Source organism: Pseudooceanicola lipolyticus (assembly GCF_002786325.1).
GTDB classification, from domain to species: domain Bacteria; phylum Pseudomonadota; class Alphaproteobacteria; order Rhodobacterales; family Rhodobacteraceae; genus Pseudooceanicola_C; species Pseudooceanicola_C lipolyticus.
The window spans coordinates 1-15,117 of the sequence record NZ_PGTB01000099.1; the positions used below are offsets into that span (position 1 = coordinate 1).

Below are 15,117 nucleotides of genomic sequence, written 5' to 3' on the forward strand. Positions count from 1 at the left end.
GGCCATCGGCGCGGCGCGAGGCCGCCGCCGGATCCGGTCGCGCGGCGAGCAGCCCGCGGGTATAGGGATGCGCGGGGCTGTTCAGCACCGCCTGTGTCGGCCCGCGCTCGACGATGTCGCCGCCATACATGACCGCGATATCGCGCGTCGCCCGCGCCACCGCCGCCAGGTTGTGGCTGATGAACAGCAGCGCCATGCCGCGGTCCTCTGCCAGCCGCACCAGCAGATCGATGATCCGCAGCGCGACATTGGGATCCAGCGCCGTGGTCGGCTCATCGGCGATCAACAGGGTGGGATCGCAGGCCAGGGCCAGCGCGATCAGCACCCGCTGGCGCTGGCCGCCGGACAATTCATGCGGAAACTGGCGCAGCCGCGCCGCGGCATCCGGCAGGCCAACCTCTTCGAACAGCGCCAGCGCCCGCTGGCGCGCCGCCTGCGCGCCCAGGCCCAGATGCACCCGCAGCGGTTCGGCCACCGTTTCCCCCACCCGGCGCAGCGGGTTCAGCGCCGCCATCGGTTCCTGGAAGATCATCGCCACCCGGCGTGCCCGCAGCGCCCGCCAGGCGATATCGGGCGCGCCGGTCATGTCCTTGCCGTCGACCCGCAGCGTGCCGGATTGGGTGGCGGCGTCGGGCACCATGCCCATCAGGCTGAGCCCCAGCATGGTCTTGCCGCTGCCGCTTTCGCCGACCACGCCCAGCCGGTCACCGGGGCGAATGGTCAACGAGGCGGCACGCAGGGCGGTGCCAGGGCCGAAACTGACGGAATAGCGGTCCAGTTCGAACATTTAACGCTCCCGTACCAGGCGGGGATCGGTGATATCGCGCAGCCCGTCGCCCAGCAGGCCAAAGCCCAGCACTGCGGTGACGATGCACAGGCCGGGATAGATGGCCAGCTGTGGCGCCAGGTACATCAGCGTTTGCGCTTCGGCCAGCATTCGGCCCCAGGACGGCGCCGGTGGCTGCGCCCCCAGGCCGAGATAGGACAGCGCCGCCTCGGCCAGGATGGCCACGGCGAATTCGATGGTGGCCTGCACGATCACCGGCGCGGCGATATTGGGCAGGATGTGATCGCGCGAAATCGTAGAGCGGTTCATCCCGGCCGCACGGGCGGCGGTGACATAGTCGCGGGTCCAGATCTGGTTGGCCGAGGCACGGGTGACGCGGGCAAAGACCGGAATGTTGATAAAGGCGATGGCCAGCACCGCGTTGGTCAGCGACGGCCCGAACACCGCCGCCAGCATGATCGCGAACAGCAGCGCGGGAAAGGCAAACCCCAGATCGGCCAGCCGCATCACCGCATCCTCGATCCAGCCGCCCATCGCCGAGGCCAGCAGGCCCAGCAGAATGCCGATGCTGCCGCCCAGCAGCACCGCCGCCAGCGCCACGCTCATCGAATTGCGCGCTGCCGCCATCAGCTGCGAGACCACGTCGCGGCCCAGCTGGTCGGTGCCCAGCCAATGAGTGGCATCGGGCGGCCCCAGCTTGCTGCGGATGTTGAGCGCGGCAAAGTCATGCGGAGTCCAGACCAGCGACAGCGCCGCCAGTCCCAGCACCAGCATCGCCAGCACGCCGCCAAGCACGATGTTCACGGGCAGACGGGTCATGTGCGGGCCTTCAGGCGCGGGTCGATCAGCAGATAGGCCAGGTCGACGATGAAATTTGTCGTCACCACGATCGCGGCGAACAGCATCACCAGGGCCTGCACCGTGGGCAGGTCGCGGTTGGCGATCGACTGGAAGATCAGCCGCCCCAGGCCCGGCAGGTAGAACACGTTCTCGATCACGATGGTGCCGGTGACCAGCGCCGCGAATTGCATGCCGACGATGGTAACGATCGGCACCAAAGCATTGGGCAGGACATGGCGCCACAACACCCGGGTCTGTGAAAAGCCGCTGGCGCGTGCGGTGCGCACGTAATCCTGTCGCATCACTTCGAGGATCGACGACCTGGTGACCCGGGCCAGAACCGCCGATTGCACCAGCGCCAGCGCGACGGTGGGCAGGATCAGCGATTTGATCGCCAGCCCCGGTTCGTCCCAGCCGGGAAAGCCGCCGGGCGGCAACCAGCGCAGTTTCACCGCGAACAGCAGCACCAGCAGGATCGCCAGCCAGAAGGCCGGCACGGCGATGCCCAGCTGGCTGAGGAACATCACCCCCCAGTCGCCGGCCTTGCGATGATTGGCGGCCGCGCCGACCCCCAATACCAGCGCCAGCACGACGGTCAGGCCCATGCCGGCCACCGCCAGCGACAGGGTCATCGGCAGACGTTCGGCGATCAGGTCGGCAACCGGCACTTTGAAGGAATGGCTGACGCCGAAATCGCCCTGCATCGCGCCGGTGACCCAGGCGCCATAACGCTGCAACAGCGGCTGGTTCAGGCCCAGCTGGTCGCGCAGCGCCGCCAGGGCATCTTCGGTGGCGTCAAGGCCCAGGATGGTCAGCGCCGGATCTCCCGGCAGCACGTTCATCACCGCGAAAACCACGATCGATACGGCCACGAGGGTAAGAACGAAACTGCCGAAGCGGCGGGCGAGGAAATAGGTCATGCAGTGAACAGGTTACGCGGTTTTGGGGCATGCTGTCGCCCCCTGCCTGTCGCTCCCGCCGCCGGGGGAGGGAAGATGCAAACGGAATGGGCGAAATGGGGGGTGGCAGACCGGCAGGACGCCGGACTGCCTGTGCCGCCGGTCGGCACGCGCGCCCGAGATGGGGACCCGGGCGGCGTCGGCCTTGCGGCTCAGTTCACGCTGACACCGGCCAGTGGCTGGAACAGAACCGGCGCGGACTGCCAGAAACCTTCGACGCCGGTTTTCATCACGCTCAGCCGCGGCAATTGGAACAGAAAGCCGTGCACCGCCTGGTCGGTCAGGAAGGCCTGACCTTCCTTCAGCAGCGCTTCGCGTTCGGCCGGGTCGGTCTCGGTGCGGATATTGTCCCACAGCGCGGTAAAGGCCGGATCTTCGTAACCGTAGAAGTAATCCTTGCCGCGGGCAAAGTTGCCCATGTCGTTGGGGCTGGTATGGGCGATGATGGTCATGTCGTAGTTCTTCTTCTTATAGACCTCGTCCAGCCAGAAGCCCCATTCGACGTTTTCCACCTTGGCATCGATGCCGGCCTCGGCCAGCTCGGCCTGGATGATCTCGGCCGAACGGGTGGCATAGGGGAAGGGCGGCACCCGCAGCGTCATGGTGCTGCCGGCGACGCCGGCGGCTTCGAACATCTCTTTCGCCTTGTCGGTGTCATGGGCATAGATGTCGGTCAGGTCGACATAGGCGGTGCCATGCGGCGGGTAAAAGCTGCCGATCGGCACGGCCTGGCCATACATCGCGCCATCGATGATCTCTTCCCGGTCGATGGCGTGGCTGACCGCGCGGCGTACCTCGATCTGGTCGAACGGTGCCTTGGCGTTGTTCATCGCCAGAATCACCTCGCCTTCGGTGCTGCCGACCGTCACCTCAAAGCGCGGATCGGCCTCGAATTGCGGCAGCAGTTCGGGCGCGGGAAAGCCGGGAAAGGCGTCGATTTCGTCGGCCAGCATCGCGGCGCTGGCGGCGGCGGCATCGGCGATAAAGCGGAACTCGACCTGTTCCAGCGCAACGTCGCCGGCATCGCGCCAATCCGGGTTCTTGACCAGGGTCAGCCGGTCACCGCGCGTCCAGCTGTCGAACTTGAACGGGCCGGTGCCGACCGGATTGGTGCTGTTGGTGTCAGAGGTTTCCTCGGCGATGATCGAGGCATCGCCCTGCGCCATGTTGAACAGGAAAAACGCGTCTTTTTCCTTCAGCGTGATCACCACGGTGGCGGCATCCGGCGCGGTGACCGAGGCGATCGGCGCGAAATACCCCTTCGAGGGGTTCACGCTGTCTTCGGCCATGGCGCGGTTGAAGCTGAACAGCACGTCGCTTGAATCAAACGTGGTGCCGTCGTGGAAGGTGACATCCTGGGCCAGCTGGAAGGTATAGGTCAGCCCGTCTTCGGAGACCGTCCAGCTTTCGGCCAGGGCCGGCAGCACCTCGCCGGATTCGGCAACGGTGGTCAGCGATTCAAAGACATTCTGGGTCAGCATCCCGTCGATGGAGGCGGTCGCATCCGCCGTCGGATCCAGCGTGGTGGGTTCCTGTTGCAGACCGATGACAATATCCGATTTCGCCAGCGCCGCGCCTGCCGGAAGGGCCAAGCAGAGGGCGAGGGCGGTGCCGCGCAGGGCAAGCGATCTGAGAGAGTGGGTCATGGCGGTCTCCTGGACGTGTGAATGGATCGGGATGCGCGGGCGCGCAGGTGAAGCTTCGGTGAGCCCGAGCCTTGGGGCGAGCGTTAATCAGTTTGATATGAAGTTTTTGTTTCAATCGCCGGTTTGGCAAGCAGATTCAGTGCCGGGGAATTGACATGAAAATCGATTCATGTTTCATGTATGGTATTGCCCGTAGCCGGGAAGTCAGGGAGGACATCCGATATGAAGACTTTATTCGCGGCCAGCGCGGCCGCAATTCTATTGGCACAGGCCGCTTCGGCCGAGATTCGAATCGCGCATATTTACGGCAAGACCGGCGCGCTGGAGGCCTATGCGGCGCAGTCGCATACCGGCCTGATGATGGGCCTGGAATATGCCACCGGCGGCACCATGGAGATCGACGGCGAGCCGATCGTCGTGATCGAGAAGGACACCCAGCTGAAGCCCGACCTGGGCAAGGCGCTTTTGGCCGAGGCCTATGGCGATGACGACGCCCAGATCGCGGTCGGGCCGGTCAGCTCGGGCGTGGCGCTGGCGATGCTGCCCGTGGCCGAGGAATATGAACGCATCCTGATCGTCGAACCGGCGGTGGCGGATTCGATCACCGGCGAGAACTGGAACCGCTATATCTTCCGCACCGGGCGCAACTCGTCCCAGGACGCGATTTCCAACGCCGTGGCGCTGGGCGGCGAGGGCGTGACGGTGGCGACGCTGGCGCAGGATTATGCCTTTGGCCGCGATGGCGTGGCGGCGTTCCGGGAGGCGCTGGAAGGCACCGGGGCAAGCATCGCGCATGAGGAATACGTGCCGACCGACACCACCGATTTCACCGCCGCGGCCGAGCGCATCTTCAACGCGATGAAGGATCTCGAGGGCGAGAAAAAGCTGTTCATCATCTGGGCCGGCGGCGGCAACCCGATGGGCAAGATCAATGCCATGGATCCCAGCCGTTTCGGCATCGAGATCGCTACCGGCGGCAACATCCTGGCGGCGCTGACCGCCTATAAGGAACTGCCGGGCATGGAGGGCGCGACCTATTACTACTACGAGATCCCGGAGAACGCGGTGAATGACTGGCTGGTCGAGGAACATTTCAAGCGTTTCGACAGCCCGCCGGATTTCTTCACCGCCGGGGGCATGTCGGCCGGAATCGCCGTGGTCGAGGCGATCAAGAAGGCCGGTGGTGCCGATGACACCGAGGCGCTGATCACCGCGATGGAAGGCATGGAATTCGAGACGCCCAAGGGCACCATGATGTTCCGTCCCGAGGACCACCAGGCGATGCAGTCGATGTACCACTTCCGCACCGAGGTGCAGGAAGGCAAGGATTACGGTGTGCCGGTCCTGGTGCGCGAGATCGGCATGGACGAGATGGACATCCCGATCCGGAACTGAGCGGTTGCGGGCGCGCGGGCCAATCCCGCGCGCCCCCCTTCAATCTCCCACAGGCAGAGTCATGACCCAGGCCGTTCTTGAAACCGAGGGGCTGAGCGTGCGTTTTGGCGGCCATGTCGCGGTCGACAACGTGACCAGCACCTTCCATGCCGGCGAACTGACCGCGATTGTCGGTCCGAACGGGGCAGGGAAAACCACCTATTTCAACCTGATCTCGGGGCAGATCCCGGCCTCCAGTGGGCGGGTGAAGCTGCTGGGCGAGGATATCACCCGCAACTCGGTGGCCGACCGCTGCCACAAGGGTTTGGGGCGGGCGTTTCAGCTGACCAACCTGTTTCCCGACCTGACGGTGCAGGAAAACGTGCGGCTGGTGGTGCAGGCGCATCGCAATCGGGGCTTCAGCCTGTTCAGCATGGCCGATACCCATATCGACCTGATGACCGGGGCGATGGCGGTGCTGGAACGGGTGCGGCTGGACACGCTGAAGGACAAGAAAGTCTCCGAACTCAGCCATGGCAACCAGCGCAAGCTGGAAGTGGCGATGCTGATCGCGCTGGACCCGCGGGTTTACATGTTCGACGAACCCACCGCCGGGATGAGTGCCGACGAAGCGCCGGTGGTGCTGGACCTGATTGCCGAGCTGAAATCGGAACGCGACCGCACCATCCTGCTGGTCGAACACAAGATGGACGTGATCCGCACTTTGGCCGACCGCATCATCGTGCTGCACAATGGCGCGCTGGCCGCCGATGGCGACCCGGTACAGGTGATGGCCTCGGACGTGGTACAAGAGGCCTATATGGGCCGGGAGCTGGAAGATGTCTGAGCCGATCCTGGCGCTGGAGGGCGTCCATACCGACATCGCCCAGTATCACATCCTGCAAGGTGTCGACTTGCAGGTGCCGCGCGGCGGGGTCACCATGCTGCTGGGCCGCAACGGCGTCGGCAAGACAACCACCCTGCGCACCATCATCGGCCATTGGCAGGCGCGGCAGGGCCGGATCCTGTTCGACGGGCAGGAGATCACTGCCATACCAACCCCGGCGCGGGCGCGGGCCGGCATCGGCTTTGTCCCCGAGGATATGGGCATCTTTTCCGACCTGACGGTGGAAGAGAACATGGTGCTGGCCGCCGCATCCGGGCCGCTGGATCCGGCGCGGCTCGACTGGCTGTTCACGGTGTTTCCGCCGCTCAAGACCTTCTGGCGCTCGGCCGCCGGCACCCTGTCGGGCGGGCAGAAACAGATGCTGTCCATCGCCCGTGCCATGGCGGAGGAGCGCCGGCTTTACCTGATCGACGAGCCGACCAAGGGGCTGGCACCGGCAATCATCTCGACCATGGCCGGGGCGCTGCGCGATCTCAAGAAACAGGGGGCGTCGATCCTGCTGGTGGAACAGAATTTTCCCGTCGCCCGGGCGCTGGGCGATACCGTCGCGGTGATGGAGGATGGCCGCATCACCTGGACCGGCGAGATGGCGCAGCTGTCTGCCGATGCCGCCCTGCAGGAACGCCTGATGGGCCTGAGCCTGGAGGCGCAGCGATGACCGCCGCTCCCGATCACAGCCCGACCTTCGCCAATCTCAGCCTGGGCGACCGGCTGTCGGCCTCGGCGCCGCTGCTGCTGGTGCCGGTGCTGGTGGTGCTGGGTTTTTTCGCCATCGGCTCCACCTCCAGTTGGCTGACGCTGACGGTGTCGGGGCTGGCGATGGGCATGATGATCTTCATCATGGCCTCGGGCCTCACGCTGGTGTTCGGCCTGATGGACGTGATCAATTTCGGCCACGGCGCCTTTATCTCGGTCGGTGCCTTTGTCGGCATCTCGGTGCTGCTGGCGCTGGGCAGCTGGACCGGGGTGCCGTCGCTGGCACTGAACATCGCGGCGGTGATGCTGGGCGTCTTCGCGGCGATGATCGTCACCGGCCTGCTGGGCTGGGCGTTCGAGCGGGTGATCGTACGCCCGGTCTATGGCGCGCATCTGAAACAGATCCTGGTCACCGTCGGCGGGCTGATCGTGATCGAACAGCTGATCCATGTGATCTGGGGGCCCGACGAGATCTTCCTGACGCGGCCCGAGACGCTGAAAGGCGCCTTCACCTTTGCCGGCGCGGCAATCGAGAAATACCGGCTGCTGGCGGTGATCATCGGCCTGGTGCTGTTCGTCGCCATGCGCATCGTGTTCCGCCGCACCAAGATCGGCCTGATCGTGCGTGCCGGCGTCGAGAATGGCGAGATGGTCGAGGCGCTGGGCTATCGCCTTCGGCTGGTCTTTATCGGCGTGTTCATCGCCGGCTCGGCGCTGGCCGGCCTCGGCGGGGTGATGTGGGGCCTCTACCAGGAGGTGATCACCGCCGGCATGGGCGAAGAGATGATGATCCTGGTCTTCATCGTGGTGATCATCGGCGGTCTCGGTTCCGTCGAGGGGGCGTTTATCGGCGCTATGCTGGTCGGCCTGCTGCAAAATTACATCGCCTTTATCGAGCCGAAATTCGCGCTGGTGTCGAATATCGCGCTGATGACGGCAATCCTGATGTGGCGGCCCCAGGGCATGATGCCGGTGGTAAAGGCGAAATGACATGCTGATCAATCTTCTCTCCGGCGACCGGCCGCGTTCTCTGGTGCTGACCCTGGTGCTGCTGACCATTCTGGTCTGCCTGGCGCTGGCGCCGTTCCTGTTCCCCGGCGTGCGGTCGCTGGAAACCGCGGCGCGCATCTGTATCTTCATCGCGCTGGTGGCCAGCTATGACCTGCTGCTGGGCTATACCGGCATCGTCAGCTTTGCCCATACTATGTTCTTCGGCCTGGGCGCCTATGGCGTGGCGCTGGCCTCGGACCATATGGGGCGCGGCTGGGGCGCGCTGGCGGTGGGCACGCTGGCCGGCGCGGTGGCGGCGGCGCTGCTGGCATTGCTGATCGGGCTGTTCTCGCTGCGGGTGCGGGCGATCTTCTTTGCCATGATCACCCTGGCGGTGGCCTCGGCGGTGGCGGTGCTGGTCAGCCAGCTGTCGGGTCTGACCGGCGGCGAGGACGGGCTGAATTACAGCATCCCGCGCGAACTGACCCCCGCCTTCCGGCTGGGCGAGGTGGCCGGCATCCGGATCAACGGCAAGATCCTGAACTACTACCTGGTTTTCTTCGGTTCCCTGGCGCTGTTCCTGATGCTGCTCAGGGTGGTGAATTCGCCCTTTGGCCGGGTGCTGCAGGCGATCCGCGAGAATGATTTCCGCGCCGAGTCGATCGGCTATCGCGTGGTCTGGTACCGCACCGCGGCGACCTGCCTGTCGGCTTCGGTGGCGGCGCTGGCGGGCAGCCTGTTCGCGATCTGGCTGCGCTATGTCGGACCCGACACCACGCTGAGCTTCGAGATCATGCTGGACATCCTGTTGATGGTGGTGATCGGCGGCATGGGCACGATGTATGGCGCGGTGATCGGGGCGACGATCTTCGTGCTGGCGCAGAACTATCTGCAGAACCTGATGGGGGTGGCGGCCGGCGCCACCGAGGGCATCCCGCTGCTGCCGCATCTGCTGGATCCCGACCGCTGGCTGCTGTGGCTGGGCGTGCTGTTCGTGCTCAGCGTCTATTTCTTCCCGACCGGTATCGTCGGGCGGTTGCGCCTGCGGGGCTGATCCCGATGCCGCCGCCGGTCTTGTTCCTGCATGGCTGGGCGATGCGGGGTGCCACTTTCGACGGAATCGCGGCGCGGCTGGGGCCGGAGTTTCGCTGCCTTGCGCCGGACCTGCCGGGGCATGGCAGGGCGGCCGGGCAGACGCCGGGGCTGGATGCGGCGGCCGAGATGCTGGCGCAAGTGATCCGGCCGCCGGTGCTGCTGGTCGGCTGGTCGATGGGGGCGGCGGTGGCCTGGCGGTACATCGAACGCTGCGGCACCGGCGCGCTGGCCGGTCTGGTCACCGTGGATATGAGCCCGAAACTGCTGAACCAGGATGGCTGGATGCACGGGTTGAAAGGCCAGATGCCGGTGGATGTGGCGCGCACCACGGAACAGTACCGCGCCAGCTGGCAGGGCGCCGCAGAAAGCGTGGCCGCCGGGATGTTCGCAGACGGCGCGGCGGCGGACGCCGCGGCGCTGCGGCAGGTGCGGGAAAATGACCCGGCGCAGATGCTGATCGCTTGGGAGGAGATGACGGCGATGGATCTGCGCCCGGTGATTGGCCGGATCGACATTCCCTATCTGGTTGCCTTCGGCGCGCGCAGCCGGGTCTATCCCGCCTCGGCCTCGGCCTGGATCGCCGCCGAGGCGCCGCGCGCGACGCTGGCGCCGTTCAACGCCTCGGGCCATTCACCGCATCTGGAGGAACCGGCGGCCTTCGCCGCCCGGATCGCCGCCTTTGCGCGGAGCCTGCCGGCCTGACCTGCCGGGGCGCTGGCGGCCCGCCGCCCTTGTCGCTTGGACCGGTGCAACAACGCCGCCCCCCGGCGCCGCTAGGGTTTCCACTCTGTCGCCTGGACCAGCGCGCGCCCTTCGCAGATCAGCCGGCCCGCCGGATCGCTGCAGCTGGCCCAGAGATCGACCAGCTGGCTGTCCGGCCGCAGCCGGGTGATTTCGACCCGCGCCGCCAGTTCGGCGTTCACCGGGGCAGGGGCATGGAAGGTCAGTTCCTGCTTGAGGTAATGCGTGCCGCGCCCCGGCAGGTGCATGCCCAGCAGTTGCGAGAACAGCGCGGCGATCAGCGGTTCGGGCACATGCGATGCGGGGGCACCACCGCTGAGCGCGGCAAATTCAGCCAGATCGGCGGCGGTAAAGCGGCGCCGCAAGTCGGCGGATTGGCCAAGCCGCATCACGCCACCTCGGCCTCGCCGCGCAGCACCTCGGCGCCATCCGCCTGCCGCCGCGCGCTCAGCACCAGCCTGCCCGGCACTTCGCCGGTCACCGACAGCGTCAGCGCCTCGCCGGCAAAGGCGGGGTGCGGGAACATCAGCGCCTGGCGAAGCTGTCGCGCGTCGGGATGGGCAGCGTGCAGCAGCGCCCACAGCCGGGCATAGATCAGCATGCCGTGGCTGACGGTGCGGCCAAAGCCGCCCCGCGCGGCATAATCCGGGTCGACATGGATCGGGTTGGTATCGCCCGACAGCTGCGCGAAGCGGTCGAACTCGGCCTGGGTCGGCAGCCAGCTGGCGCTCAGCTCGACGGGCATGGCATCAGCGCCTTCAGCGCGGGCTTGCGCACCTTGCCCGCCGGGGTGCGCGGCAGGTCGGCCACCAGATGCACCTGCGCCGGCACCTTGTAGCCGGCCAGCCCCTCGCGGCACCAGCGGCGCAGCGCCTCGGGGTCGGGCTGGCGCCCCGGCCGCGCGATCACGAAGGCGGCGCCGGTCTCGCCCCAACGGGAATCGGGGATGCCGACCACCGCCGCTTCCAGAATGTCGGGATGGCCGTGCAGCACCCGTTCCACCTCGGCCGGATAAACGTTTTCACCGCCGCTGATATACATGTCCTTGATGCGGTCGACGATGAACATATAGCCGTCCGCATCGCGCCGCCCGACATCGCCGGATTTCAGCCAGCCATCGGAGGTGAACAGCTCGGCGGTGGCGGCGGCATCGCCGTAATAGCCGGGGGTGATATTGGGGCCGTTCAGCTGGATCTCGCCGGTGCCGGGGGTGCCGTCGGGCACCCCGTCCAGCCGCGCGCGGGTGAGGATCTGCGCCTGCCCGACCGAGCCGATCTTGGTCTGCGCCATCGCCTCGTCCATCAGGAATACGGTGGGGCCGGTTTCGGTCATGCCGCAGCCGTTCAACACCCGCGCGCCGCGCTCGGCAAAGGCACGGATCAGCGGCTCGGGCAGGGCGGCGCCGCCACAGCCACAGCGGATGCGGGACCAGTCCACCCGGTCGATCTCGGACGAGAGGCTGAATTCGCGGTAGATCGTCGGCACCCCGAAGAACTGGTCGATCTCGCCGTCGCGGAACAGCGCCAGCAGCGCCGCGGCGTCGAATTTCGGCAGGATCACCGAATGCCCGCCCAGCAGGAAGACCGGCAAGGTGTAAAGGTTGATGCCCGAAGTGTGAAACAGCGGCAGGAAATTCACCGTGCGCGAGGCGCGGGTCAGCGACACCGCGCTGCCAATATTCACCATATTGGCCCAGGCCATGCGCGCGGTCTGGATCACCGCCTTGGGCCGGCCGGTGGTGCCCGAGGTGAACAGCAGATACCAGGGCCGCTGCGCCGGGATCGCCTCGGCCATGGCCGGGCCGCCGTTGCCGGTCCAGCGCTCCAGATCGCGCCCGAGGTCGAACAGCGGGCAGTCCAGCCGCGCCGCCAGTGCCGCCGCCAGCGGGGCCTGCGCCTGGTCATGCAGCAGCGCGCTGGGCGCGATTTGGTCCAGCGTCTCGGCCAGTTCGGCGGCGGTCTGGCGCCAGTTCAGCGGGCAGAGGATGATGCCGGTTTTCTGGCAGGCGAACAGTGCAACGAAGAACTCTGCGCAGTTGTGACACAGGATGCCCAGCCGGTCGCCGGGGGCCAGGCCCGCCGCCTGCAATCCATGCGCCATCGCGTCGGCGGCGCCGTTGACCTCGGCAAAGCTCCAGCTGCGGCCGCTGCTGCGATCGGCAAAGGCCGCCGCATGGGGTGTCAGCTCGGCCCGTCTGGCCGCCATGTCCGGCACGGTGTCAAACAACCGTCACTCCCTCCCGGTTCCGACGCGTGGTCATGGCAGGAAAGTGGCCCGATGCGGGCGCGGGCGCAAGATGGCGCGTGGCGTCGCCCGGCTCAGGGCTCCAGCCCGTGGCGGATAAAGCGGAAGGCTTCATCAACGACGTGGTCGATATCCGGGTTGTCCTCCCACAGGACATAGCGTTCACCCAGCGTCTTGGCGATGCCCATCAACGCCCAGGCCCGGATCTCGGGATCGCCGGCGCGAATCTCGCCGGCGGCGGTGGCCGCGGCCAGCCGCTGTTTATAGGCGGCGGCGAAGGTGGAGAAATAGGCGCGGTAGGCGTCGGGATCGATATAACGCGCCTCCTCGACGATTCGGTACAGCGACGGGCGTGCGGCGACAAATTCCAGGAAGGCGCGGATGCCCTCGCGCTCGGCCTCCAGCCGGTTGGGCATTTCGCGGATCGAGTCGGTCAGTGCCCGCCGGGTCAGCTGGCCCATTTCCAGCAGCAGTTCGCGGAACACCGCCTCTTTGCTGGAAAAATAGATATAGAAGGTGCCCAGCGCGGTGTCGGCCTCTTGAGTGATGGCGGCGATCGAGGAGGAGGCAAAGCCGGTGCGCCCGATCACGGCTTCGGCCGCTTCCAGGATCTTCTTGCGCCGGGCTGCGCCGCGCTTGGTTTTGGGTCGCGCTGTCATCGGTAAAGGACATGATATGCGATTCACCTTTCATATTGCAAGGAATCCCGGTGGAGAGGTAAACGAAGCTCGCCCGCGCGGAAGAGGCCCCGGATGCGGATGCCGCTTTTCCCCGGCTGTGCGGGGCGCTAGACCGGGGCATGGCCCTGACCTTTCCCACGTTGCCCGACCTGCTGAATCACGGTTTCGACACCGTGATCGATGTGCGCAGCCCGGCGGAATATGCCGAGGATCACATCCCCGGCGCGATCAGCCTGCCGGTTCTGGACAATGACGAACGCGCCCGCGTCGGCACCATCTACAAGCAGCAAAGCCCGTTCCTGGCCCGCAAGCTGGGCGCGGCGCTGGTGTTCCGCAATGCCGCCGATCATATCGAACAGCGGCTGAGCCATCACGAGGGCGGCTGGCGTCCGCTGGTCTATTGCTGGCGCGGCGGGCAACGCTCGGGTGCGTTCGGCTGGATGCTGGGCGAAATCGGCTGGCGGGCGCAGACCATCGCCGGCGGCTATCGCAGCTATCGCCGGCTGGTGAACGCGATGCTGTATGACACGCCGCTGCCGCATCGCCTGGTGCTGCTGGACGGCTATACCGGAACGGCAAAAACCGAGATCCTGGCGCGGGCGGCGGCACAGGGGGTGCAGGTGCTGGATCTCGAAGACTGCGCCAATCACCGCGGTTCGCTGCTGGGCGATGTCGGCGACCAGCCCAGCCAGAAGGGGTTCGAAAGCCGGCTGGCCGGGGCACTGTGCCGGTTCGACCCGGCGCGGCCGGTGCTGGTCGAGGCGGAATCGAGCAAGATCGGCGACCGCATCCTGCCGCCCAGCCTGTGGGCGGCGATGAAAGACGCGCCGCGGATCGAGATCTGTGCGCCGATGGCCGCGCGCGCGCACTACCTGGTGCGCGCCTATGACGACATCCTCTCCGATGGCGACCGGCTGGCATTCAAGCTGTCCTTCCTGCGCCCGCATCGCGGCGGCGCGGTGGTGGATGGCTGGACCGCGCTGATCGCGGCGGGCGACAAGCTGGGGGTGACGCGGGCGCTGATGGAACAGCATTACGACCCGGCCTATGACAAGTCGCGCCGGGCCTTCGGCGCGGTGGCGGCGGCGCGGGTGTCCCTGGCGGGTCTGGCCGAGGCCGACCTGGCCGAGGCGGCCGAGCGGATTGCCGAGATTTTGGCGCGGGACGGGCTGACGCGCGGCTAGGCCGATGTCACCCCGCAGGGGATCTTCTGCTTTCGGTTTTTGGTGTGAGGGATCGGGTGACTCAATCCTTCGCCAAAGCGATCCGCGCCGGCCCCGCCGTCAGCACCCCGATCCGCGCCGCCGGATAGCCGGCCGCGCGCAGCTGCTCTAGAAGTGCATCCGCCGCGTCGGCGGGGACGGCGGCCAGCAAGCCGCCCGCTGTCTGCGGGTCGAACAGCAGATCGAGGCGCGGCTGTTCCGGTAAATAGGGCGCCTGCGCCCGGTTTTGCGGAAACAGGGTTGACCGTATCCCGGCCGCGGCCAGGTCCAGCGCGCCGGCCATCAGCGGCACCGCCTCGGGGTTCAGCGCCGCGCCAGTGCCGGAAGCTTCGCAAATGTTCAGCAGGTGTCCGGCCAGGCCGAAGCCGGTGACATCGGTCATCGCATGGGCCCCGGACAGGATCGCCGAGGCGGTGCCCTGCGGCATCATCATCTGCGCCAGCCCCGCCGCCACCCAAGCGCCTTGCGCCTGCAACTGCATCTCGGCGGCCAGCAGCACTCCGCTGCCTAGCGGCTTGGTCAGAATCAGGACATCGCCGGCTCGGCCGCCGGCCAGGGTCACCGGCGGGCGGGCGCAGAGTCCGGTGACGGTAAAGCCCACGGTTAGCTCGTCACCCAGCGAGGTATGGCCGCCGACAATGGCGGCGCCGGCATCGTCCATCACCGCGCGGGCGCTCTGCATGATCTCGGCCAGCATCCGCGCCTGCAACGCCTCGGACTGGCGCGGCAGGATCAGCGTGGCGGTCGCCGCCTGCGGCGCCGCGCCCATCGCCCAGATATCGCCCAGCGCATGCATCGCGGCGATCCGGGTCATCACCACCGGATCGGCGGAGAAGGCGCGCAGGTGGTCCGAACTGATCACCTGGTCGACGCCCCCGGTGCGCAGCAGCGCGGCATCGTCGCCCGGCAGCGGGGTGATATCGGCGCGCGCGCTG

Annotated in this window: 16 protein-coding genes; 7 read left to right on the forward strand and 9 right to left on the reverse strand. The window is 66.9% G+C overall.

The genetic code is table 11. The features are described 5' to 3' along the window. The 4 genes from CVM52_RS17735 to CVM52_RS17750 form a co-directional block, all read right to left on the reverse strand. Positions 1-787: ABC transporter ATP-binding protein (locus CVM52_RS17735; RefSeq protein WP_100163791.1), on the reverse strand; the 787-nt coding region annotated here is incomplete at its 3' end. After that, entirely contained in the window at positions 788-1,606 is an 819-nt protein-coding gene (locus CVM52_RS17740; RefSeq protein WP_100163792.1) for an ABC transporter permease, read from the reverse strand. Next, positions 1,603-2,547, reverse strand: coding sequence for an ABC transporter permease (locus tag CVM52_RS17745; protein ID WP_100163793.1), 945 nt, complete (start codon positions 2,545-2,547; stop codon positions 1,603-1,605). Before CVM52_RS17745 ends, CVM52_RS17740 begins: the two co-directional genes overlap by 4 nt. 191 nt (positions 2,548-2,738) lie before the next feature. Beyond that, positions 2,739-4,232, reverse strand: a complete 1,494-nt coding sequence (locus tag CVM52_RS17750) for an ABC transporter substrate-binding protein (protein ID WP_100163794.1) — start codon at positions 4,230-4,232, stop codon at positions 2,739-2,741. A 222-nt stretch (positions 4,233-4,454) separates the two neighbouring features. Between CVM52_RS17750 and CVM52_RS17755 the strand changes: the two genes are divergently transcribed. The 6 genes from CVM52_RS17755 (at position 4,455) to CVM52_RS17780 (ending at position 9,996) form a co-directional block, all read left to right on the forward strand. Further along, the gene (locus tag CVM52_RS17755; protein ID WP_100163795.1) at positions 4,455-5,627 is read left to right on the forward strand and encodes a substrate-binding domain-containing protein; all 1,173 of its coding nucleotides are present in this window, start codon (positions 4,455-4,457) and stop codon (positions 5,625-5,627) included. A gap of 61 nt (positions 5,628-5,688) precedes the next feature. Continuing rightward, a complete protein-coding gene (locus tag CVM52_RS17760; protein WP_100163796.1) occupies positions 5,689-6,453 on the forward strand; it encodes an ABC transporter ATP-binding protein in 765 nt (254 codons plus the stop codon). After that, positions 6,446-7,171: an ABC transporter ATP-binding protein gene (locus CVM52_RS17765; RefSeq protein WP_100163797.1), complete on the forward strand. Its 726-nt coding sequence runs from the start codon at positions 6,446-6,448 to the stop codon at positions 7,169-7,171. Before CVM52_RS17760 ends, CVM52_RS17765 begins: the two co-directional genes overlap by 8 nt. Continuing rightward, complete coding sequence (locus CVM52_RS17770; RefSeq protein ID WP_100163798.1) at positions 7,168-8,199, forward strand: branched-chain amino acid ABC transporter permease; 1,032 nt, start codon at positions 7,168-7,170, stop codon at positions 8,197-8,199. Before CVM52_RS17765 ends, CVM52_RS17770 begins: the two co-directional genes overlap by 4 nt. Before the next feature lies 1 nt (position 8,200). After that, complete coding sequence (locus tag CVM52_RS17775) at positions 8,201-9,253, forward strand: branched-chain amino acid ABC transporter permease (RefSeq protein WP_100163799.1); 1,053 nt, start codon at positions 8,201-8,203, stop codon at positions 9,251-9,253. A 5-nt stretch (positions 9,254-9,258) separates the two neighbouring features. Then, the gene (locus tag CVM52_RS17780; RefSeq protein WP_100163800.1) at positions 9,259-9,996 is read left to right on the forward strand and encodes an alpha/beta fold hydrolase; all 738 of its coding nucleotides are present in this window, start codon (positions 9,259-9,261) and stop codon (positions 9,994-9,996) included. A gap of 71 nt (positions 9,997-10,067) precedes the next feature. Here the strand turns inward: CVM52_RS17780 and CVM52_RS26975 are convergent, their stop codons facing one another. The 4 genes from CVM52_RS26975 to CVM52_RS17795 all read right to left on the reverse strand — a co-directional run bounded on the left by CVM52_RS26975 (position 10,068) and on the right by CVM52_RS17795 (position 12,938). Further along, positions 10,068-10,424 carry a hotdog family protein gene (locus tag CVM52_RS26975; RefSeq protein ID WP_172721031.1) on the reverse strand — a complete coding sequence of 119 codons (357 nt, stop codon included), beginning with the start codon at positions 10,422-10,424 and terminating at the stop codon, positions 10,068-10,070. Continuing rightward, entirely contained in the window at positions 10,424-10,780 is a 357-nt protein-coding gene (locus CVM52_RS26980; RefSeq protein ID WP_172721032.1) for a MaoC family dehydratase, read from the reverse strand. The genes CVM52_RS26975 and CVM52_RS26980 overlap by 1 nt, the downstream gene beginning before the upstream one ends. After that, positions 10,765-12,261, reverse strand: a complete 1,497-nt coding sequence (locus CVM52_RS17790; protein ID WP_100163801.1) for an AMP-binding protein — start codon at positions 12,259-12,261, stop codon at positions 10,765-10,767. Before CVM52_RS17790 ends, CVM52_RS26980 begins: the two co-directional genes overlap by 16 nt. Positions 12,262-12,353: 92 nt before the next feature. Further along, positions 12,354-12,938 carry a TetR/AcrR family transcriptional regulator gene (locus CVM52_RS17795; protein ID WP_100163802.1) on the reverse strand — a complete coding sequence of 195 codons (585 nt, stop codon included), beginning with the start codon at positions 12,936-12,938 and terminating at the stop codon, positions 12,354-12,356. 140 nt (positions 12,939-13,078) lie between these two features. Between CVM52_RS17795 and mnmH the strand changes: the two genes are divergently transcribed. Next, positions 13,079-14,143, forward strand: a complete 1,065-nt coding sequence (gene mnmH / locus CVM52_RS17800) for a tRNA 2-selenouridine(34) synthase MnmH (protein WP_100163803.1) — start codon at positions 13,079-13,081, stop codon at positions 14,141-14,143. 61 nt (positions 14,144-14,204) lie between these two features. On the opposite strand, the gene selD is transcribed toward mnmH, so the two are convergent. Beyond that, positions 14,205-15,117 (reverse strand): selenide, water dikinase SelD (gene selD / locus CVM52_RS17805; RefSeq protein WP_100163804.1); only part of this gene is annotated, 913 nt, incomplete at its 5' end.

Bases quoted from the DNA above. Each gene is read 5' to 3' on its own strand.
- CVM52_RS17740 (WP_100163792.1), bottom strand. From the start codon at position 1,606: ATGACCCGTCTGCCCGTGAACATCGTGCTTGGCGGCGTGCTGGCGATG.
- CVM52_RS17745 (WP_100163793.1), bottom strand. From the start codon at position 2,547: ATGACCTATTTCCTCGCCCGCCGCTTCGGCAGTTTCGTTCTTACCCTC.
- CVM52_RS17750 (WP_100163794.1), bottom strand. From the start codon at position 4,232: ATGACCCACTCTCTCAGATCGCTTGCCCTGCGCGGCACCGCCCTCGCC.
- CVM52_RS17755 (WP_100163795.1), top strand. From the start codon at position 4,455: ATGAAGACTTTATTCGCGGCCAGCGCGGCCGCAATTCTATTGGCACAG.
- CVM52_RS17760 (WP_100163796.1), top strand. From the start codon at position 5,689: ATGACCCAGGCCGTTCTTGAAACCGAGGGGCTGAGCGTGCGTTTTGGC.
- CVM52_RS17765 (WP_100163797.1), top strand. From the start codon at position 6,446: ATGTCTGAGCCGATCCTGGCGCTGGAGGGCGTCCATACCGACATCGCC.
- CVM52_RS17770 (WP_100163798.1), top strand. From the start codon at position 7,168: ATGACCGCCGCTCCCGATCACAGCCCGACCTTCGCCAATCTCAGCCTG.
- CVM52_RS17775 (WP_100163799.1), top strand. From the start codon at position 8,201: ATGCTGATCAATCTTCTCTCCGGCGACCGGCCGCGTTCTCTGGTGCTG.
- CVM52_RS17780 (WP_100163800.1), top strand. From the start codon at position 9,259: ATGCCGCCGCCGGTCTTGTTCCTGCATGGCTGGGCGATGCGGGGTGCC.
- CVM52_RS26975 (WP_172721031.1), bottom strand. From the start codon at position 10,424: ATGCGGCTTGGCCAATCCGCCGACTTGCGGCGCCGCTTTACCGCCGCC.
- CVM52_RS26980 (WP_172721032.1), bottom strand. From the start codon at position 10,780: ATGCCCGTCGAGCTGAGCGCCAGCTGGCTGCCGACCCAGGCCGAGTTC.
- CVM52_RS17795 (WP_100163802.1), bottom strand. From the start codon at position 12,938: ATGACAGCGCGACCCAAAACCAAGCGCGGCGCAGCCCGGCGCAAGAAG.
- mnmH (WP_100163803.1), top strand. From the start codon at position 13,079: ATGGCCCTGACCTTTCCCACGTTGCCCGACCTGCTGAATCACGGTTTC.